At 52.5% G+C, this 20,821-nt stretch carries 17 protein-coding genes; 10 read left to right on the plus strand and 7 right to left on the minus strand.

Annotated features, from left to right (window positions below; translation table 11 throughout):
- Nucleotides 1–132: 132 nt before the first annotated feature.
- Both ACVBEJ_RS05250 and ACVBEJ_RS05255 read left to right on the plus strand, forming a co-directional pair.
- Nucleotides 133–324: a DUF2065 domain-containing protein gene (locus ACVBEJ_RS05250; RefSeq protein ID WP_447128557.1), complete on the plus strand. Its 192-nt coding sequence runs from the start codon at nt 133–135 to the stop codon at nt 322–324.
- Between the two features lie 45 nt (nt 325–369).
- A complete protein-coding gene (locus tag ACVBEJ_RS05255) occupies nt 370–1,662 on the plus strand; it encodes an adenylosuccinate synthase (protein WP_447128558.1) in 1,293 nt (430 codons plus the stop codon).
- A 101-nt stretch (nt 1,663–1,763) separates the two neighbouring features.
- On the opposite strand, the gene cysN is transcribed toward ACVBEJ_RS05255, so the two are convergent.
- A complete protein-coding gene (cysN, locus tag ACVBEJ_RS05260) occupies nt 1,764–3,431 on the minus strand; it encodes a sulfate adenylyltransferase subunit CysN (RefSeq protein WP_447128559.1) in 1,668 nt (555 codons plus the stop codon).
- A gap of 33 nt (nt 3,432–3,464) precedes the next feature.
- Nucleotides 3,465–4,403 carry a sulfate adenylyltransferase subunit CysD gene (gene cysD / locus ACVBEJ_RS05265; protein WP_447128560.1) on the minus strand — a complete coding sequence of 313 codons (939 nt, stop codon included), beginning with the start codon at nt 4,401–4,403 and terminating at the stop codon, nt 3,465–3,467.
- 316 nt (nt 4,404–4,719) lie between these two features.
- On the opposite strand from cysD, the gene cysE reads away from it, so the two are divergent.
- From cysE to cysI, 3 genes are all read left to right on the plus strand, one after another.
- The gene (gene cysE, locus ACVBEJ_RS05270; protein ID WP_447128561.1) at nt 4,720–5,499 is read left to right on the plus strand and encodes a serine O-acetyltransferase; all 780 of its coding nucleotides are present in this window, start codon (nt 4,720–4,722) and stop codon (nt 5,497–5,499) included.
- 241 nt (nt 5,500–5,740) lie between these two features.
- A complete protein-coding gene (locus ACVBEJ_RS05275; protein WP_447128562.1) occupies nt 5,741–7,549 on the plus strand; it encodes an assimilatory sulfite reductase (NADPH) flavoprotein subunit in 1,809 nt (602 codons plus the stop codon).
- A gap of 367 nt (nt 7,550–7,916) precedes the next feature.
- Nucleotides 7,917–9,641, plus strand: a complete 1,725-nt coding sequence (gene cysI / locus ACVBEJ_RS05280; RefSeq protein ID WP_447128563.1) for an assimilatory sulfite reductase (NADPH) hemoprotein subunit — start codon at nt 7,917–7,919, stop codon at nt 9,639–9,641.
- A gap of 16 nt (nt 9,642–9,657) precedes the next feature.
- Here the strand turns inward: cysI and ACVBEJ_RS05285 are convergent, their stop codons facing one another.
- Nucleotides 9,658–10,647 carry a LysR substrate-binding domain-containing protein gene (locus tag ACVBEJ_RS05285; RefSeq protein WP_447128564.1) on the minus strand — a complete coding sequence of 330 codons (990 nt, stop codon included), beginning with the start codon at nt 10,645–10,647 and terminating at the stop codon, nt 9,658–9,660.
- A gap of 229 nt (nt 10,648–10,876) precedes the next feature.
- Between ACVBEJ_RS05285 and cysG the strand changes: the two genes are divergently transcribed.
- The 4 genes from cysG to ACVBEJ_RS05305 all read left to right on the plus strand — a co-directional run bounded on the left by cysG (nt 10,877) and on the right by ACVBEJ_RS05305 (nt 15,664).
- Nucleotides 10,877–12,325 (plus strand): siroheme synthase CysG, encoded by a 1,449-nt coding sequence (gene cysG, locus ACVBEJ_RS05290; protein ID WP_447128565.1) that lies wholly within the window; start codon nt 10,877–10,879, stop codon nt 12,323–12,325.
- Nucleotides 12,326–12,349: 24 nt separating this feature from the next.
- Nucleotides 12,350–13,312, plus strand: a complete 963-nt coding sequence (gene cysK / locus ACVBEJ_RS05295) for a cysteine synthase A (protein ID WP_447128566.1) — start codon at nt 12,350–12,352, stop codon at nt 13,310–13,312.
- Between the two features lie 503 nt (nt 13,313–13,815).
- The gene (locus ACVBEJ_RS05300; protein WP_447128567.1) at nt 13,816–14,568 is read left to right on the plus strand and encodes a phosphoadenylyl-sulfate reductase; all 753 of its coding nucleotides are present in this window, start codon (nt 13,816–13,818) and stop codon (nt 14,566–14,568) included.
- Between the two features lie 418 nt (nt 14,569–14,986).
- On the plus strand, nt 14,987–15,664 hold the full coding sequence (locus ACVBEJ_RS05305) for an RluA family pseudouridine synthase (RefSeq protein ID WP_447128568.1): 678 nt from the start codon (nt 14,987–14,989) through the stop codon (nt 15,662–15,664).
- A 73-nt stretch (nt 15,665–15,737) separates the two neighbouring features.
- Here the strand turns inward: ACVBEJ_RS05305 and ACVBEJ_RS05310 are convergent, their stop codons facing one another.
- Nucleotides 15,738–17,678, minus strand: a complete 1,941-nt coding sequence (locus ACVBEJ_RS05310) for an FAD-dependent monooxygenase (protein WP_447128569.1) — start codon at nt 17,676–17,678, stop codon at nt 15,738–15,740.
- A gap of 83 nt (nt 17,679–17,761) precedes the next feature.
- On the opposite strand from ACVBEJ_RS05310, the gene ACVBEJ_RS05315 reads away from it, so the two are divergent.
- Nucleotides 17,762–18,208, plus strand: a complete 447-nt coding sequence (locus tag ACVBEJ_RS05315) for a MarR family winged helix-turn-helix transcriptional regulator (RefSeq protein ID WP_447128570.1) — start codon at nt 17,762–17,764, stop codon at nt 18,206–18,208.
- Nucleotides 18,209–18,442: 234 nt separating this feature from the next.
- Here ACVBEJ_RS05315 and ACVBEJ_RS05320 read toward each other — a convergent pair whose 3' ends face one another.
- The 3 genes from ACVBEJ_RS05320 to hpaR form a co-directional block, all read right to left on the minus strand.
- Nucleotides 18,443–19,036 carry a carboxymuconolactone decarboxylase family protein gene (locus tag ACVBEJ_RS05320; RefSeq protein WP_447128571.1) on the minus strand — a complete coding sequence of 198 codons (594 nt, stop codon included), beginning with the start codon at nt 19,034–19,036 and terminating at the stop codon, nt 18,443–18,445.
- 418 nt (nt 19,037–19,454) lie between these two features.
- The gene (locus ACVBEJ_RS05325; protein ID WP_447128572.1) at nt 19,455–20,189 is read right to left on the minus strand and encodes a sulfite exporter TauE/SafE family protein; all 735 of its coding nucleotides are present in this window, start codon (nt 20,187–20,189) and stop codon (nt 19,455–19,457) included.
- 163 nt (nt 20,190–20,352) lie between these two features.
- Nucleotides 20,353–20,805 carry a homoprotocatechuate degradation operon regulator HpaR gene (gene hpaR, locus ACVBEJ_RS05330; protein WP_447128573.1) on the minus strand — a complete coding sequence of 151 codons (453 nt, stop codon included), beginning with the start codon at nt 20,803–20,805 and terminating at the stop codon, nt 20,353–20,355.
- Nucleotides 20,806–20,821: the final 16 nt, after the last annotated feature.

A 20,821-nucleotide genomic window follows, 5' to 3' on the forward strand; every position in this document is an offset into this window, starting at 1 on the left:
GCTCCTCGCAATGACGGCGCTTGCTTTTTCGTTGGCCACCGTCACCCCCTATGCTAGAATCGCGCAACCGGGTAACCCCGGTTTTTTTGTGGGTAAAGTAAGCCCGTGATAGCAAAAAGGTATAGCGATTCAATGACGTTTTGGCAAAGTCTGTTACAGGCCATCTGCCTGATGTTGGTGCTGGAGGGGATTATTCCGTTTCTGGCCCCGGATCGCTGGCGCAATATGGCAAAAATGCTGGCTCAGGTGAATGATCGCTCCATGCGTATTATGGGCCTGGTAAGTATGTTGATCGGCGCAGGCCTGCTGTTTCTGATTCGCTGATTTCTTTATATCGTTCAAATTTTTTCTTTGGAGCATCTGTACGCGATGGGTAAGAATGTAGTCGTGCTGGGCACCCAGTGGGGTGACGAAGGCAAGGGCAAAATCGTTGACCTGCTGACCGACAAGGCCTCTCTGGTGGCTCGTTTTCAGGGGGGGCACAACGCTGGCCACACCCTGGTAATCGACGGGGTAAAGACCGCCCTGCACCTGATTCCATCGGGTATTTTGCGCGATGATGTGTCCTGTGTGATCGGCAACGGTGTGGTGCTGGCTCCGGACGCATTGCTCAAAGAAATGGCGATGCTGGAAGCACAGGGCGTACCCGTGCGCCAGCGCCTGAAAATTTCCCCTGCCTGTCCGCTGATTCTGCCCTATCACGTAGCACTGGATCAGGCCCGCGAGGCCGCCCGTGGCAGCCGCAAGATCGGCACTACCGGTCGTGGTATCGGCCCCGCCTATGAAGACAAGGTGGCCCGCCGCGGGTTGCGCTTTGGCGACCTGATGCACCCGCAGCGGTTTGCGGAAAAGCTCAAGGTGGTGATGGAGTATCACAACTTTGCACTGAGCAATTACTACCGAGTGGATGCGCTGGATTACCAGCAAACCTTGGAGCAGGCACTGGCCTGGGGCGAGGAGCTAAAGCCGCTGCTGGGTGATGTGACCGATATTCTGCACAGCGCTCGGGAAGCCGGTGACAATATTCTGTTTGAGGGTGCCCAGGGCTCTCTGCTGGATATCGACCACGGCACCTATCCGTTTGTTACCTCCTCCAACACCACCGCTGGCGGCACTGCCACCGGCTCCGGCTTTGGGCCTCTGTACCTGGATTATGTGCTGGGTATTACCAAGGCGTATACCACCCGTGTTGGTTCCGGACCTTTCCCCACGGAATTGGGTTGCGATATCGGCAGGCACCTGGGAGAGAAGGGCCACGAATTCGGTACCACCACTGGCCGCGAACGCCGTTGTGGGTGGTTTGATGCGGTGGCGGTAAAGCACGCTATCCGTATCAACAGCATTTCCGGCCTGTGCCTCACCAAACTGGATGTTCTCGACGGCCTTGAAACCATCAATATTTGCGTGGGTTACCAGGATGCCTCTGGCAACGCACTGACCATGCCCAACGATTCCGATGATTGGGCGCAGGTGGTGCCTGTGTACGAAGCAATGCCCGGTTGGAGTGAGAATACCTTTGGTGTGAAATCTCTTGAAGAACTGCCTCAGGCGGCTCGGGATTACATTCAACGCCTGGAACAACTGGTGGGTGCGCCCATTGATATTGTGTCTACCGGGCCGGACCGGGTGGAAACCATTTTACTGCGCCACCCGTTTGAATAATTTCACCCGTCATTGCGAGCGAAGCGCGGCAATCTCCTCCAAAGTGGCAGAGGAGATTGCTGCATTGCCCTTTGGACTCCTCGTAATAACGAAGTGTTGTTTTAGCCTCTATCACCACACTGTTGAACCACAGATTCAATAATCGCACTGTCCAGCTTGTCGCAGGGCAATTCGATCAGTGGCGCCTGTTGCAGAGCGGTTTTAATCACCCCGAGATCGCGGTTTTCACTGACTACCACTACAATCAGCCCTGCTTCCAGTAATGGTTTCAGAGCAACAGGCGAGTTGTTGTTCAAATCCAGCAGGTAGGTGTGAAAGCCCTGGCGGTGCAATGCCAATTCCACACGGTGAGCTCCAGACAGGCAGTTACTCCATATGCAGCGGCTGCTGTGAGGTTTGATGGCGGAACGCATGTGCTGGGTTACCGCGCTGGCGAACTGATCCACATTGTCGCTGACGGTGTTATTGACTATCTGGGAAATCATTCCGGCGCCAACGGTGGCGTTGGTCAGGCGATCGATCACCACAAAGCTGCCGGTGGTGCGGTTGCTGTCATAGGTGTCGTGAATCACTGCTTCTGTCAGACTGACGTGGGCTTCACCAATGCCATTGAGAGGCAACTGTTCGGCCTCTTGTTGTTGCAGGCTGTTGATGTCTAACTGCCAGTCCAGCGCAGCAATGGTGCCGCTGGTGTAGCGGGTGCCGATTTTGAAATCGTAGCGTTTGCCGGGGGTCAGCGCGTCTTCATTCATCCACACAATATGGGCTTTGAATTCGTCGCTTACCGCCGCGTGGTGCTCCGGGTCCACAAGCTGGTCGCCCCGGGAAATATCAATCTCGTCATTCAGGGTTACCGTGATGGCCTGGCCGGGAATGGCGCTGCTCACCGGGCGGTCGCCCACCAGAATTTCCTTTACGGTACTGGTTTGTCCTGAAGGTAAGGCAGTTATCGCCTGACCGGTGTGTAATTCCCCAGACGCCAGGGTGCCACAGTAGCCTCTGAAATTCAGATGAGGGCGGTTGACGTATTGCACTGGCAGGCGCATGGCCTGTTGTTCCGGTGTGGTGCTGACATCGATGTGGTTCAGCAACTCCATCAGGGTTTGCCCCTGGTACCAGGGCATATTGGCGCTGGCTTCAACCACGTTATCGCCGGCCAGTGCGGACAGCGGCACAAACTGGCTTTCGACATCGGGGAAGCGTTGGGCCAGTGCCAGAAAGTCGTTTTGAATCTGCTGGAAAGTTGTCTCGCTGTACTCCACCAAATCCATTTTGTTGACGGCTACGACAAAATGGCGAATGCCCAGCAGTGCACAGATGTAACTGTGGCGCCGGGTTTGTGCCTGTACGCCGTAGCGGGCATCGATCAGCAGTACCGCCAGCTCCGCAGACGATGCGCCGGTGGCCATGTTGCGGGTGTACTGCTCGTGCCCCGGTGTATCAGCGATAATGAATTTGCGCTGGTCGGAAGAAAAATAACGGTACGCCACATCGATGGTAATGCCTTGTTCGCGCTCCGATTGCAGGCCGTCTACCAGCAGTGCCAGGTCTGCATGGTCACCGGTGGTGCCAACAATTTTGCTGTCTTTGGCAACCGCCGCCAGCTGATCCTGATAAACGGTTTTCGAGTCGTGCAGCATGCGCCCAATCAGAGTGGACTTTCCGTCGTCGACACTGCCGCAGGTAATAAAGCGCAACAAATCTTTTTGTTCGTGTTGCTGCAGGTACGCTTCAACGTTGGTTTCAATCAGGGCGGTATGAGCGTTCATGGGTATGACCGTTTATTTGTAGTGTTGATGTTTTTAGAAATAACCTTCGCGTTTTTTCTTTTCCATGGACGCGCTTTGATCGTGGTCGATTGCTCGCCCGGAACGTTCCGATGTTCTCGCCACCAACAATTCCTGAATAATTTCCGGCAACGTGGTGGCCTGCGAACTGACCGCACTGGTGAGCGGGTAGCAGCCCAGAGTTCTGAAACGCACCCACTCCTCGCGAAGCTGTTCGTTGGGGCGCGGTTCCAGGCGTTCGTCATCCACCATAATCAGAGAATTATCCCGCTCTATAACCGGCCTTGGCGCCGCGTAGTACAGCGGTACAATTTCTATATTTTCCTTGTAGATATATTGCCAGATATCCAGTTCTGTCCAATTGGACAGCGGAAAAACCCGGATCGATTCGCCCTGGTTGCGGCGACCGTTGTACAGCTTCCACAATTCCGGGCGCTGGTTTTTTGGGTCCCAGCGGTGGTGTTTGTCGCGGAATGAATACACTCTTTCCTTGGCGCGGGATTTTTCTTCATCTCGACGGGCACCGCCAAAAGCCGCGTCAAATTGGTACTTGTCCAAGGCCTGCTTGAGTGCATCGGTTTTCATGATGTCGGTGTATTTGCTGCCGTGTTCAAAAGGATTGATGCCGGCGGCCAGGCCTTCCTGATTGGTGTGAACCAACAGTTCCATGCCCGCTTCCCTGGCGGCGCGGTCACGGAATTTAATCATCTCTTGAAACTTCCAGGTGGTGTCGATGTGCAACAGAGGAAATGGCGGCTTGCCTGGAAAAAAGGCTTTTTTCGCCAGGTGCAACATAACCGCAGAGTCTTTGCCGATCGAATAAAGCATCACCGGATTTTCAAATTCGGCGACCACTTCGCGAATAATATGTATGGACTCTGCTTCCAGCTGCTGCAGATGAGTGAGCCTTTGCTGGTTGAGAGAGGCAGCGGCATTGGCGTTGTACGACGTCATGAAAAATCCTGAAAAACTGTGTTTAGGGCGCCTCTAAAAATGTTTGCCCAAAAATAAGGTTGAATGCTGAAGGCAAGGCATTCAGTCATCAACAGGGTGGCATTTATATCAATACTTGAAAAATTCTGGGAATGACTTGCAGTTCTAAAGTTAGATCAAAAGGCTATGCAATCAATTTTCATCTAACGAAGATGCTATATTTTCAGTTGTTATTGTTCCGGGTAAATAGTCAATGGTTCTTGTGCTATAACCGAAAATAATTCTTTTTTGCCTGATACCATTGGTATAAAAACGCGCTCATTATGAGGTTGAAAGTATGTTCAAGCAGATTCGCGAAGATATAAACAGTGTATTTGCCCGTGACCCGGCGGCACGCAATGGGGCTGAGGTTCTTCTTTTATATCCCGGCTTGCACGCCATATGGTGGCACCGGCTGAGCCATTGGCTGTGGAATAAAAAAATTCGCTGGCCGGCGCGGATACTCTCCAATATTGTGCGTTTGTTTACCGGTGTGGAGATTCATCCAGGGGCCACTGTGGGCCGCCGCTGCTTTATTGATCACGCCAGCGGTGTAGTGATTGGTGAAACCGCAGAGATGGGGGATGACTGCACGCTGTACCACGGCGTCACTCTTGGTGGCACCAGTTGGGGCAGCGGCAAACGCCACCCGACGCTGGGCAACAATGTGGTTGTTGGCGCCGGAGCGAAAATACTGGGTCCGATTACTATTGCCGATGGCGCCCGTGTAGGATCTAACTCGGTGGTGGTTAAAGAAGTGGCGGAAGGAGCTACAGTCGTGGGTATTCCTGCTCACGTGGTCAAGGAAAAGAAGCCAGAAAACGCAGACCCCAAGGCACGTGTGGAGGAGCTGATTGGTTTTAGCCCATACGGTGAAGTTGACGATGCGCAGGGTGATCCGGTCGCTCAGGTTGTCAGTAATATCCTGCGCCATTCGCGAGCTCTGGAATTGCAGGTACGCTGCCTGCAGCAGGCCCTGGACAACGCGGGTATTGATTCCACTCGCACGGCCATTCCCGGTATCGACGCGGCGGATTTTTTGCGCGAGGAAGAATCGTCGCCGGGGTATGTGATTTAAGGGTTTGTTTGACGTTTGACGTTCGACGAAAAAGCTTTGGTCGGCAGTGATGCTGGGCATTATCATACTTTCCAACGTCCAACGTCCAACGTCCAACGTCCAACGTCCAACGTCCAACGTCCAACGTCCAACACCCATATAACAGCTTGTTATTTCCCTATCGCTTTTATTTCGTTCTGTTGTGTCCATGGCCTGTCTAAGGTGACACCTCTGTTATTTATAGTGGCCACAGGTTTTGGTTATGTCTTCACAAATTTTGCAGCAATTATCGGGGCCGTTGAGCAACGATCAAGTTGACATTATTCGCACTGCCGTCAGCGACTTGTCCATCGAGCAAACCCAATGGTTAAGTGGTTATCTGGCGGGTTTGGCTGCTGCCCGTCAGGGCGAAGTGGGCGCTCAGGATGCGGTATTTGGCAACCGTGAAGAAGTTGTCGAGCAGCCGCAAATAACGGTACTTTTTGGTTCCCAAACCGGCAATGCCAGTGGTGTTGCCAGTGCCTTGTATGGGCAGTTGGAGGCAGACGGTTTTCAGGTAAAACTGGAAAATATGGCCGACTACAACCCCCGCAACCTGAAAAAAGAACAATACATTGCCTTGGTGGTGAGCACTCAGGGTGAGGGCGATCCGCCAGATGATGCATTGGCATTTCACGAATTTTTATTTTCCCGCAAAGCGCCAAAACTGGACAACCTCAAGTTCAGTGTTATGGGTTTGGGGGATTCCAGCTACGAACAATTTTGCCAGACTGCCAAAGAGTTTGACGAGCGCCTGGCGGAGCTTGGCGGCGAACGCACTCACAGCCGTATCGATGCCGATGTCGATTACAGCGGTGAACAAAAACAGTGGATTGAACAATGGCAGTCGGTGGCAGAACAATTGCAAAAAACCGTTGCTCGCCCGAAGTTGAGTGTAGTGGGTGGCGCCGACGTAGCGCAGCCGCAGTGGAGCAAGTTTCAGCCCTTTAGTGCCGAAGTGATCAACAGCATTGGCATTACAGGACGGGGTTCTGAAAAAACCATTCAGCACGTGGAAATTTCCCTGGAGGAATCCGGCCTGCAATATCAGCCCGGTGATGCTCTGGGTGTGTGGCCGCAAAACCATGCCGATCTGGTGGACGAAGTGCTGCAGTTGACGGCACTGGATGGCGAGACCAGCGTTCAGATAGACGATGCTGAAACGACCTTGCGCAACGCTCTGACCAACCAGCGTGAATTGACTCAGGTATCGAAAAAGTTTCTCGAAAATCTGGCTGCTGACAGCGAACAGTTACAGCAATTACTGGACGGTGAACGCAAAGATTTGGTTGCCTTTATGCAGCGCACCCAGATGGCAGAATTGCTGAGCCTGGTTCCCCGCCAGTGGCAGGCTCAACAACTGGTGGATCAACTGCCGGGTATTACGCCGCGTTTGTATTCCATTGCTTCCAGCACCGATGCGGTGGACGAAGAAGTTCACCTGACTGTGGGTCTGGTTGCCGATGAGCGGAATGGTCAGGTTCGTTTTGGCGCTGCGTCCCGCTTTCTTGCGGATATCAGTGAAGGTGATTCCGTGCGGGTTTTTGTGGAGCACAACCGTCACTTCAAACTGCCGGAAAATGGTGATACCCCCATCATTATGGTGGGCCCTGGAACCGGCGTGGCACCGTTCCGCAGCTTTATGCAGCAGCGCGATGCCAACGGCGACAGCGGCGACAACTGGTTGTTGTTTGGCAATCCTCATTTCCACACCGACTTTCTCTACCAGACCGATTGGCAGGGGTGGAAAAAATCCGGTTTGCTGACGCGTATTGATTTGGCCTTTTCCCGCGATCAGAAAGACAAAATTTATGTACAGGATCGCATGGCAGAAAATTCCGCTGACTTGTATCAGTGGTTGCAGAACGGTGCACACTTTTATGTGTGTGGCGACCAGAAGAATATGGCCAGAGCGGTGGATGAAACCCTGCATCAAATTGTTGCTGAACAAAGCGGCCAGGGCGACGACTACGCCGCTGACTATTTGAAGCAACTGAAACGGGATGGTCGTTATCAGCGTGATGTGTATTAAGTATTGTCGGTTGTCAATGTGTCCAGCAAAAACCGTATATAGCTACTACTGAACTAGAAGAAAAGAATTGTTGTCCTTTCCTGACCGTTGTCAGCAGGGACGCTGACAACGAGCCTACATGGATGTATTTACGGCGTGTCAGGAAAGGACAATTATTCTTTTTATGACTCTGGTTATTAAACCGGCAACCTTATAGGTTGCGTTTAATAATGCGGCACAGGGATGTGCCGCCGCTGGCGTAGCCAGCGCGAGCTCAATAAAATCAAGCACTTCCGCGCAAGTGCGTCAGGTTTTATTGAGCGCGCAATAGAAAAGGCAGGACGCCTTTTCTATTGCCGGGTTAATAGTAAATTTGAGAAGTTAAGGTATGAGTGAAAAAACTGAATTGGCTCCCACGGAAGGGCTGAAAGAACGCAGCCGCCACCTGCGCGGCACTTTGGTGGAAAGTCTGGGCGATGCCATTACTGGTGCCATCCGCGAAGAAGACCTGCACATCCTCAAGCACCACGGCACCTACCAGCAAGATGACCGGGACATGCGCAATGAGCGCCGCAAGCAGTTTTTGGAACCGGCTTACAGCTTTATGATTCGCGCCCGCATGCCCGGTGGTGTGTGCACCCCCGAACAGTGGCTGGCCATGGACGATATTGCTCAGCAGTTTGGTAACAACACCTTGCGCCTGACCACTCGCCAGACATTCCAGTTTCACGGTGTGGTGAAAGACCATCTGAAACCCACATTCCAGCGCATGCACTCCGTATTGGTGGACGCCATTGCCGCCTGTGGTGACGTTAACCGCAACGTAATGTGCAACCCCAATCCGGTGGAAAGCCAGGTGCATGAGGAGGTGTATCAGTGGGCGGTAAAAATTTCTGAACACTTGCTGCCCAACACCAACGCTTACGCGGAAGTATGGCTGGACGGCGAAAAAGTGGACGTGGAAACTGAAAAAGAACCCATCTACGGTGATACCTATCTGCCGCGCAAATACAAAACCGTTGTGGCGGTTCCCCCGTACAACGATGTGGATATTTACGCTCACGACATGGGTTTTATCGCCATTATCGAGGCTGGTGAGCTGAAAGGTTTTAATATCACCGTTGGCGGTGGCCTGGGTATGACCCACGGCGACCCGGAAACCTTTGCCCGCCTTGCTGACCTGATTGGCTTCTGTACGCCGGATCAGGTGCTGGAGGTGTCGGAAAAAATTCTCACCATCCAGCGGGATTATGGTGATCGGGTCAATCGTCGCCTGGCGCGCTTTAAGTACACCATCGCCAAGCACGGCATTGAGTGGTTTAAAAAAGAACTCAACGAGCGCCTGGGTTATGACTTGCAAGCGCCGCGTCCGTTTGAATTTATCAGTAACAGTGATCGTTACGGCTGGGTGGAGGGCTACGATGGCCGCTGGCACCTGAATCTGTTTATCGAGAATGGCCGCATTAAAGATGGCGACGGTTTGCGGCTGATGACTGGCCTGCGGGAAGTGGCCAAGGTGCACCGGGGCGATTTCCGCATTACTCCCAATCAGAATATTATCATTGCCAATATTGCCCCGGAAAAACGCCCGGAAATTGAAGCACTGGTTGAAAAGTACGAGTTGCAAGACGGTGCCCGGATTTCTGCGGTGCGCCGTAATAGCATGGCTTGTGTGGCTTTCCCAACCTGTTCATTAGCCATGGCGGAGAGTGAGCGCTATCTGCCCAGTCTGGTGACCAAGGTGGAGCAACAGCTGGCGGACCACGGCTTGCAGGACGAAGAAATCACCGTGCGTATGCAGGGTTGCCCCAACGGTTGCGGCCGGGCAGTGCTGGCGCAAATTGGCTTTATCGGCAAAGGCCCTGGCAAATACAACATGTATTTGGGTGCCGGCCGCTGGGGTCAGCGCTTCAGTGCACTGTACCTGGAAAACATCGATGAAGCGGAGATTCTCGCTGAGCTGGACGCACTGTTTGGCCGATTTGCCGCACAGCGCCAACCGTCCGAACCCTTTGGGGATTTTGTGATCCGTGCCGGCATTGTGGCGGAAAATACGGAGCCATCCGCTTTCCACAGCGAAATGAAGCGCGTTGATGTGATCGAGGTCGCTTAGCCGACTTTTGCCTTTCTCAAGCCTGCCGTATCAAGCGATACGGCAGTTTGCTTTCGTCAATACAGCTGATGGATTTGCTGTCCCGGTATTCCTGAATGGCCTTGTCCACCAGCTCCCGCTGCAGGTGGGGGGCCAGCAGGTTGATAAAGTCGTAGGTGAAATTGCTCAGGTACAGATCCTCGCGGAAGCCGATCCAGGTGGTATAGGTGGGCAGAATATCGTGAGTGCTGATGGCCACCAGGTCCTTATCCTGAATCGGGTCGTAGGCCATATTTGCCACAAAGCCGATACCCAGCCCCTCGCGCACATAGGTTTTGATCACATCCGCATCCCGGGCAGTGATGGCGATATTGGGTTCCAGGTCCTCTTTGCGAATGGCGTCCACCAGGGTAGAGCGGTCGGTAGAGCTGAACAAATAGGTGACGATGGGGTAGCGCACCACGTCTCTCAGCTCGATATTGCTGACTGTTGCCAGCGGGTGATCGCTGGGCACCAGCAATGCCTGATCCCAGTAATAACAGGGCAGGGTCACCATGTTATTGCGCCGGGGGTGGGCGCTGCTGGCAATGGCAAAGTCCACCTGGCCAGTTTTCAGCCACTCGTCAATCTGGTCGTTGGTGCCCTGGTGCAAATCCAGCTGCACGTCCGGGTAGAGTGTGCGGAATTGACCCATGATTTCCGGCAGCACATAGCGCGCCTGGGTATGGGTGGTGCCAATGGTGAACACCCCGCCGTGCTCATTTTGCAGGTCGTCCGCCAGCTGTTTGATGTTGTCCACTTCGCGGAGGATGTTCTTGGCCTTTGCCAATACCTGTTCACCGGCATTGGTAATACCGTCCAGGGTTTTGCCGCTGCGGGAAAACAGCCGCAGGCCAAGTTCCTCCTCCAGCAGTTTCAGCTGTTTGCTGACCCCGGGTTGTGAGGTATAGAGCTGTTCGGATGCGGCGGTAATGTTGAAACCGTTCTCGGCAATGGCAACGAAGTAGCGTAACTGCTGCAGCTTCATATTTCAGGCTCCCACAGACAAACGCTGCTGGGTAAAGGCGAAAAAGGGCCACCTGCCCAGGGCAAGGTGGCACTAAAGGGCGCGATTTTTAACATGAACGGGCGTTTCATATCAAACAGTATATGCCACTAATAACGAAAAAATATTAACAAATAAGTAGAGATTATTTTTTTAAAGTTGCGGTGGTCGTTAAATTGGCTGCTCTTTATGTTAGCTCCTGTTGTTCCTTATGAACTATTTCCCTATTTTTGCCAATCTCCGTAACAAACCGGTTCTGGTGGTAGGGGCTGGCACCATTGCCAGCCGCAAAATAGAGCTGTTGCGAAAAGCCAATGCCGAGATAAACGTGGTGGCGAAGCAGGCTTGTCAGCAGGTGCTGGATTGGCACAGCAGTGGCGTGCTGTCATTGCGTTTGGGGGAGTTTCATACCTCGGACCTCAAGGGGCAATGGCTGGTGGTGGCCGCCACCGACGACAGCCTGGTTAATCGCACGGTGGAGCAGGCAGCGGTTGCCCGGCAACTGTTGGTGAACGTGGTAGATGACCGGGAGTTGAGTCACTTTGTGGTTCCCTCCATCGTTGATCGTCACCCGGTGCAGGTGGCCATCTCTACCGGCGGCGAAGCGCCTGTTTTGGCCCGCAGTCTGCGTGCGCAGCTGGAAGCGCAATTGCCGGCTTCTTTGGGCAAATTGGCAACGGTGATGGGTAACTGGCGGCATACGGTCAAACAAAAGCTGGCACGCCCCGCCCTGCGGCGGCAGTTCTGGGAAAAAGTGCTGGCCTCTGCCATTCCCCAAGACATTTTTCAGGGGCGTGATCAGCAGGCAAAAAACACGATGTTGCGCTTGCTTAATAGGGATTCTGAATCTGCGAAAGGATGTGTAGGTCATGTCAGTCTGGTGGGGGCTGGTCCCGGTGACCCGGAGTTGCTCACCATCAAGGCCTTGCAACGACTCCAGACTGCCGATGTGGTGTATTACGACAATCTGGTCAGCGATGAGGTGCTGGAGCTGATACGCCGGGACGCCGATCGAATTTACGTGGGCAAAAAAGCCGGGGCACACAGTTGCAGCCAGAGCAGCATCCAGCAGCAGTTGCGCGATGCGGCCCTGGAAGGCAAGCGGGTTGTACGCCTGAAAGGGGGCGACCCCTTTGTGTTTGGGCGCGGCGGCGAAGAGCTTGAGGTACTGGCGGAAGCGGGTGTCAGTTTTGACGTGGTACCGGGAATTACAGCAGCGGCAGCTACCGCCGCCTATACTGGCATACCGCTGACCCATCGCGACTATTCACACTCTGCAGTTCTGGTGACCGGCCATGGAAAATCCGCACAGGGCGAAGACAACAGCGATGTGGACTGGCAGGCACTGGCTCGCAGCAAACAGACCCTGGCCATCTACATGGGGCTTAAAAAGTCCCCGGTGATTGCCGAACAGCTAATCGCCCACGGTCGTTCGCCGCAAACTCCCCTGGTGATTGTAGAGCGTGCCACCACTGACAGGCAGAGACAGATCAGCGGTATACTCAAAGACCTGCCGCAACTGGTCGAGAGTCATGGGGTTGAATCCCCTGCCATGATTTTGATTGGCGAAGTCTGCCAGCTGGCAGGGCGCTACGCCTGGTTTGGTGAGCAGCCAACGATGGCCGAACAAGCGTTAACACAGCAAGCCTCCGGCTTTTAATGTAAACAATAAAAGGGTACTGAAATGATTTACGACAATATTTTGCAAACCATTGGCCGCACACCAATTGTTAAAGTCAATCGTCTGGGGCCAGACCACGTCAATCTGTTTGTCAAAGTGGAATCGTTTAACCCCTTGGCATCGGTGAAAGACCGTCTCGCCATTGCCATTGTCGAGGATGCAGAGCGCAAAGGAATTCTGAAACCGGGCCAGACCATTATTGAAGCGACATCGGGCAATACCGGTATTGCCCTGGCGATGGTGGCCGCTGCCAAGGGTTACCCCTTTGTGGCCACTATGGTTGAGACTTTTTCCGTCGAGCGTCGCAAACTGATGAAAGCCCTGGGCGCCAAAGTGATTCTCACTCCGGCAGCAGAACGTGCCAGCGGCATGGTGCGCCTTGCGGAAGAACTGGCAGAGAAGAACGGTTGGTTCCTGGCTCGTCAATTTGAAAACCAGGCAAACCCGGAATACCACCGCAATACCACTGCTCCGGAAATTCTGCGCGACTTTGCCGGTCAGCGCCTGGATTACTTTGTCAGTGGTTATGGCACCGGTGGCACCATTACCGGTGTGGGCGAAGTGCTGAAAGTGGCCCTCCCGGACATCAACATTATCGGTACGGAACCGGAAGGTGCTGCACTGTTGGCTGGCAATGAATGGCAACCGCACAAAATCCAGGGTTGGACGCCGGACTTTATTCCCGAAGTGATGAATCGCGATGTCATCGACCAAGTTATTCCGGTAAATGACACCGTGGCTCGCGATACCGCCCTGGCACTGGCCCAGCAGGAAGGTATTTTTGTGGGTATTTCCGCCGGTGGTACTTTTGCCACCGCATTGAAAGTGGCGGAAAGCGCACCAGCGGGCAGTAATATCCTGGCCATGCTGCCGGATACCGGCGAGCGCTACCTGAGCACCTTCCTGTTCGACGATATCAGCGAAGGATCGGATGACCTGTGGTTGCAACAGGTGACTGGTCAGTAACTCTCACTACCGACTAGTATTAAACCGGCAACCTTATAGGTTGCGTTTAATAATGCGGCACAGGGATGTGCCGCCGCTGGCGTAGCCAGCGCGAGCTCAATAAAATCAAGCACTTCCGCGCAAGTGCGTCAGGTTTTATTGAGCGCGCAATAGAAAAGGCAGGACGCCTTTTCTATTGCCGGGTTAATAGTGCTGCAGGTTAACTTTGCCGGGTGCAGTGCTCACAGGCCTTTTCAGACCGTTGGCCGCAGGGATAGCGGCCACCGAGCGTACAAGGATGTATTCACAGCGTGTCTGAAAAGGCCTGTGGGCACTGCGCCAGTATACTCGACAAAATTACATTGAAGATCTACTAGTTATTGCGAGACAAATCCGCAGGCGACGTAGCAATTTCGTCCAGTCTGGCAGCGACTTGATGAAGATTGCCACACTCGCCTTTCCACAACAGGAAAGGCTCCTTCGCCATGACGTTTTCCTTGAGTCCTTTTCTTTGAGTTTAAGCCATGTCATTGACCCAAAAAGCCGCTCAACTGGTGGATCAGTTAAAACAGATTGCCAGCGAACACCACCCGGTTGCCCTGGCCAACAGCCTCAGCATTGAGGATATGGCACTCACCCACCTGATTTTGGAGAACGGGATTCCAGTGGAAATCTTCTCCCTGGATACCGGTCGCCTCCATGAAGAAACCTTGAAAGTGATCGATGATGTGCACGAGCGCTACGGTTACCGGATTGCGGTGTACTGCCCAGACGCGGAAGAGTTACAGTCCTATGTGGCCAACAATGGCGTCAACGGCTTTTATAACTCGGTAGAGCAGCGCAAGGGTTGTTGCCACGTGCGCAAGGTGCGGCCGCTACAGCGGGCGCTGAAGGGCAAGCAGGCGTGGATTACCGGCATGCGCCGCAGCCATGGGGAAACCCGCGCCGACTTGCAGGAAAAACAATGGGACAGCAGCAATAACCTGTGGAAGTACAGCCCATTGGCCGATTGGCAGGAAAAGGACATCTGGCAGCTGATTCGCGACAACGAGGTTCCATACAACAGTCTTTACGACAACCACTACGCCAGTATTGGGTGTCAGCCCTGCACCCGCTCCATCACCATGGGTGAGGATGTACGCGCCGGACGCTGGTGGTGGGAAGACCCACAAAACAAGGAATGTGGACTTCATGTGGAGGCTGCGCCAATTACCATTCTTCCGGCCACTTCGGGCGAAACCAGGCCGCTTGTCTATGATGGTGGTGAGCAGGGGTAGCAGCAAAAAAACTACCGGGCACTTCTAAAAATGCACTATTTCCGCGATAGCGGCGTTGGCGTCCCTGTTTGCTTATGGGAAGGCGAATCCTCATGTATGTCTTATACACTGCGGGTGTGCGTGCGCCGCCGCCTTGCTATCACGAAAATATCACTATTTTTAGAGGTGCCCTACCGTCATTGCAACGTTGCTTCGCGATTCGCAATGGCGGTGTTTGAGTTAAACCTGAATCCGTGACTACAGAGTGGCGCACAGCACAAGCTCTTGATCCCACAGCGGTTTAAAAAATACCCACTTAACCGATGGGTGAAGCTAAGATTTTTTAATTCCACTGTGAAATCAATATCTTGCACTCTGCACTCACCCTGAAGTTACGGATTCAGGTTAAAATAACGCGCTGATTCTTTGAGCGCTAAGCATGAGCCAATTTCACTACCAGCCACCTCAAGAGCCCTTGGCTATTATCCATGTGGACGACCACCTTATTGTGCTCAATAAACCCTCTGGCTTGCTGACAGTGCCGGGACGTCTGCCTGAGCACCGGGACTCCCTGGCGTTGCGGGTGCAGCAATATTATCCCGGCGCCTTGATAGTGCACCGTCTGGATATGGACACCTCCGGCGTTGTAGTGATGGCTCTGGGTCAGCAAAGCCAGCGCCAACTGAGCCGCCAGTTCCAGGAGCGAAGCACCAAAAAAATCTATTACGCCCGGGTCTGGGGGGGGTTGGCGGAGCCGCAGGGCAGTGTGGATTTGCCGCTGATTTGTGACTGGCCCAATCGCCCGCTGCAAAAGGTGGATCGAGAACAGGGCAAACCCTCACTCACGCACTGGCGGCGATTGTCCTGTCAGTCAGGGTGCACTCTGGTTGAGTTGCAGCCCCATACCGGTCGCTCTCATCAACTGAGAGTACACATGCAGGCCCTCGGCCACCCCATACTGGGTGATCGATTTTACGCTCACAAACAAGCGCTGGATGCGGCGGACCAATTGCAACTGCACGCCGCTCGGTTGGAGTTACACCACCCGGCCAGTGGTGAGCTAATGGACTTTTCAGCAGCGGCGCCTTTTGATACAGGGTTGACGATAAAAAATTAAAAAACCCGCCACAGGTTATCGAAACACAGGTTATCGAAACACGGGTTATCGAAACAAAGTGGCGGGTTCAGATTCACCCTTCAGAAAGCATAAACTCATCAAAAAATGCAGCCAGCTCTTCGTGGGCGGTAACGGGCAATATGGTCGCGACATGCTGATCAGGTCGTACGATAACCACACAGCCCGTATCCCGGTTAATCTCACGCAGATCAAAGACGTCATTGCCTTCGTCCCCGTGGAATACCTTCTCGTAGTCTCTTAGCCCATATTTGCCTTTTGCTGGCCACAGGTAATCGGGCAGGTCGCGCATTGACAGGCCAAATGCTGGCTGCTGAAACACGGCGTAGGTATCAATGACTGAATCAACATCAGACCCTTTTGGGGTGTATTTTTGTACCGGCGAAGCCTCTGAATTCGCCAGGAAGTCAATAAATTTGTGGGCATCGGATGATGAGTCTGTTGGGTTTTGTTTATTGCCAAACAGGAATATCCGCCAGCGGCCATCGGCTTTTACCAGGTGTCCAAGGTGTTTTACTCGGCCATCAGCAACACGCCTGGCTTCGGCTGAGTGGAAGCGCTGGCCAATCTTGAAACCACTGGCCAGTTGTTGGTTGTCCTGCCCTGTACAAATGTATGAAGGGTAGTATTCGATAGCGGTTCCTGACACAAAACCGCTTTGCCTGTTCATAAAGTCTTCAATTTTGGCGGTATCGATTTTTGCTTGCTCTGAGTCGTCTCCGGCGGTTGGCCGTGTGGCGATCAATTTGGATAATTCGCGATCGGCATCAATGAGCTGCTGTGCGACTTTGCGGCGTTCTGTACCGTATGTGTGCAGCAGTTTCGGGTGGGCTTTGCCCTGCAGTACGTGGGCCAGTTTCCAGCCCAGGTTAAATGTGTCGGGAAGTGATGTGTTCAGCCCCCAACCCCCTTTGGGGCTGTGGGTGTGACAGGCGTCACCGGCGACAAAGGCGCGGGGGATAATGTCTTCTGAGCTACCCAGGGGGCGGTTGTCAAACCGTTGAGCCACCCGCTGACCAACCTCGTATATAGACCACCATGCCACTTCTTTGACATCCAGGGTGTAGGGGTGAAAAATTTTCTGCGCCTTGGCAATCAGGTCTTGTTCATTGAGTTTTACGTCTGCTGCTCGCTTGTCTTTACCCAGCAGATCCAACTCCACATAAAACCGGCACAGGTAACCACCTTCACGAGGTATGGTCATTACCGCACCGTGGTCTTTGGATTGAATAAAGCTTTTGATACGGATATCAGGAAAGTCTGTGTTCAATAGAATATCCATTACGCCCCAGGCTTTATTGGCTGAATCCCCTTCCAGGGGGATGTCCATTCCCCGGCGCACGTTACTTCTGGCACCATCGCAGCCGACGATATAGCGCGCTTTAACGACTTCTGTCTTTCCTGGAGATTTCTCGTCGGTTCTTTCAAAGGTGGCGGTAATGGGGTATGCGCTCAGGTCTTGGGTCAGGCTGTCGTCAATCTCCATTTTTACCAGCTTGCGGCTATAGTTAGCCAAAAGATTGCTCACAGAGTTTTTCATGCCGTCTTCCAACAGCTCATGCAGACGGGCCTGGTTAACGATACAGTGAGTAAATTCTGAAAGTCCTGCCCGGGCATCAGCTATTTTGTGCGTGCATTTGATATTTTCAGGATTGGCATCGTCTGGTTCCCAGAATGTGTTCTGTTTTAGCTGGTATGCCTCTTTCACTACCATTTCGCTGCTGTTGAAAGCTTCCATAATTTCTATGGTGCGGCAGGAAATACCATCAGCCCGTCCAAATAACAGTGGGCCGGGTTCCATGTCCACAATGCAGGTTTTAATATCCTTGAATTCGGAGAGTTGTCTGGCCATGGTCAGTCCTGCCGGACCCGTGCCAATAATCAGAACATCCACTTCTTCGGGCAAGTCCACAAGCGGAGGGTTGGGGTAGGGCTTTCTGGTTGCGTCGGGAATTTCGTAGTTGCCGGGCTTAAAGCCATTCAGGTGGTATTGCATTACATACTCCTCTCAATTACATTGCCATTTATTAAATATATTAATTATTAACATATTAAGTATTATCCGGAGATCGACTGAAAATGCAAGAGCACTTTGAACGTTCATTGCCTATGTTGCTCTACCGGACGCTAGATGCAGTGATGCCTGCGTTTCGCGAAATATTCGCTCAATTCGGTATTACCGAGCAGCAATGGCGGATATTGCGTGTCCTGTGGGAGGTTGAGCAGTGTTCAATGTTGGAGTTGTCCAGGAAAACCCTGATTCCTGCGCCAAGTATGGTGGGGATTATTGATCGCCTCGCTCGGGACGGACTGGTCCAGCGTGTTCGCTCAGAAAGTGACAGGCGTGTTGTCTATATTCGTGTAACCACTGAGGGTAAGGGCCTGGAAGATCAGGTGACGCCGCTGGTAGACGCGGCTTACGAGGAGTTACATGCTTCTGTCAGCCAAAAGGATTGGCAGCAAATGGCGCGAACTCTGGATACCATTGCGGCCTCTGTAGATAAAACCAAAAAGGTTGATTATTAAATCGGCAACCATATAGGCTGCATTTAATAATGCGGTACAGCCAGCGCAAGCTCAATAAAATCAAGCACTTTCGCGCAAGTGCGTCACTTTCTTTTTTGTGAATGTTATTGAGCGTGCAATACAAAAGGCAGGACGCCTTTTGTATTGCCGGGTTAATAGAAGTGTGAAATCTGGAAGGCCCCCCGAACTGGATGTAACAGGGAGCCCCCAGAGTGATGATATAAGCTGGTGCCTTCAGTCGGCTCCGTGCTTACCTGGCTCCCACCCTTTGCCGCCAATCAATTCCTGAGCGACTTGTTGCGGGAATTCTTCCAGATCTGTCGCCATCGTATCGTTCCAGCGATTCAAGTAACCAAACAGGGCGATACTGGCGACAATTTCGACGATTTCATCATCGCTGTAGTGTTTTTTCAATTCAGTAAAGTGCTGCTCGTCCGCGCTGTTGGGAACCAGGCTGGCGTTGAATGCCAGATTCAACGCTGCGCGTTCTGCATCCGAGAACAATTCACTGGTTTGGTATTCCCATACCGCCGCAATTTTTTCAGAAGATGCATTGTAGATTTTTGACAGATTGGCCATATGTGATTGGCAGTAGCGGCAACCGGCAGCTTGACTGGCAATTAAGGCGACCAACATTTTCAACTCTTCAGGTACTGTGCCTTCATACAAAACAGCCTGGTTGAGTTGCATAAATGCTTTTGAAATATTTGGTCGTCGTTGCATGGTGAGAATACTGTTGGGGATAAAGCCGCGAGTTTTCTCATAGTGTTCGAACTTTGGTGTCAGCTCTGGTGTGGCGTGTTTTGAAAGTGGATTGATGTGTGCCATAAGGTATTCCTCCGGTATTTATTGTTTGCAATTTGTACACTGCTGTCCCATAAACTTTAAGGGCACTTCTAAAAATGCACTATTTCCGCGATAGCGGCGTTGGCGTCGTACTCGAGTCCTCATGTATGTCTTATACACTGCGGGTCTGCGTGCGCCGCCGCCTTGCTCTCACGAAAATATCACTATTTTTAGAAGCGCCCTTAGGTTTTTATCCCTGAATCACAGGAAAAATAAGGCCGTCAAAGAGTTTGGGTTCGCAGCAGACATGAATTGGGTATTGTTCGCTGTGACGCGCCGTAAACCCATCCATGGGGGCTCGAGGTCAGCATCCTTGCTGACCACGGTCACATCAAGCAATACCCAATTCATGTTGTTCGAGTTTGTGGGACAGCAATGCAATTTGTACTATTCGAATTTTCTACACTCCATGCATGTTCCAAGCCTGGTAGAGCAATCGGCAGCCAAAGAAGGTCAGAATTAGTTTGAAGGTCAACCGGAAGTTCTGTTCAGAGACTCGTACCAGAACTTGTTTTCCTGTCCAGGTGCCCAAATAGCTGACCAAAAAAACGGCGGCAATCAAGGGAAGATAGGGGCGATAATCAAAGCCAACCAGCATATAGCCCGTCATTTTCAGGATACCCATGGTCAGCAGGCTGCCGGCGATTGTGGCCACAACCTGCTGTTTTTGAAGCTTTGTGCGCAATATCACCGCGTGAAAAACGCCCCCATAGGCAAACACCGTTGACAGGAAGGAGTGAATAGCTCCAACCCAAAAAAAAGGTTTCGGCAGATTCCTGGCAGGCAAGTCAGGTACCCATACGCTGAGCATCAGCACTCCCAGTACAAGTGCAATAATCCAGTCTGGCAAGTTGACATAAATCTGGGCACCGGCAAATACGCCAATTAAGCAGCCCAGTGAGAAAGGCTTGGCAATTGGCCAGTAAATGTCTTTCCAGTAGAGTGCAATCCGACTGATCAATGAGCCGAACATCAATGGGCTGTGTAGTGGTATGACTGCCTGGATAGGTAGCAAGCTGGTCATCATCGCCAGCATCAGCATGGCGCCGCCAAGCCCAAAGGCAGCATTGATAAAGGCAGCTAAATAGCTACCCACTACGACGATTGCAAAATTTGCTGTTGATAATTCAGCCACCGGGCATACTCGTATTTAAGCCGCGTGGTCGGCAGCTGATGGAGAGGTGGGTAATGCTGTTTGGTTATTTCTCGCTGTGTAAATTTATGAAAACTCTTTTATGTTTGGCACTGAGTCTTCATTGTTGGATGCGGTAAACAAGTATTATTTCTAATATAAGAAGCTACTCGCGTTCTTTTGTATCAAGCTTTTCAACCAGGTCTTCCAGTAACTCGTACAGCAAGTTGAGCTTGCCGGGTCCAAAGCGCTCGCTGATAAATTGATAGCGTTCGTTGGATACCGGAGCAATCTTGTCGTACAGCTTGTGTCCACTGGGTGTTAAAACAATGGCCGAGCGCCGCAAGTCACTGGTCACCGCTTTACGCTCCACCAAGTTTCGGCCTTCCAGATTTTGCAAAATTCGGGACAAACTGGGCATAAGCAAATAGCAGCTTGTAGCCAGCTCGGATATCTCCAGGCTGGGCACCCCCTGCAAGGCGCGTATAACCCGCCACTGCTGTGCCGATAGGTTATTTTCCTGCAGCGAGGGCAGGAATTTTTTCATTACCACTTCCCGTGCTCGCAGTAATGCCATGGGCAGGGAGTGGTCAAAGTCACGCAGGTTTTTATCAGTCATTTGAGCAGTTTGCTGT

The organism is Porticoccus sp. GXU_MW_L64, from assembly GCF_052983295.1.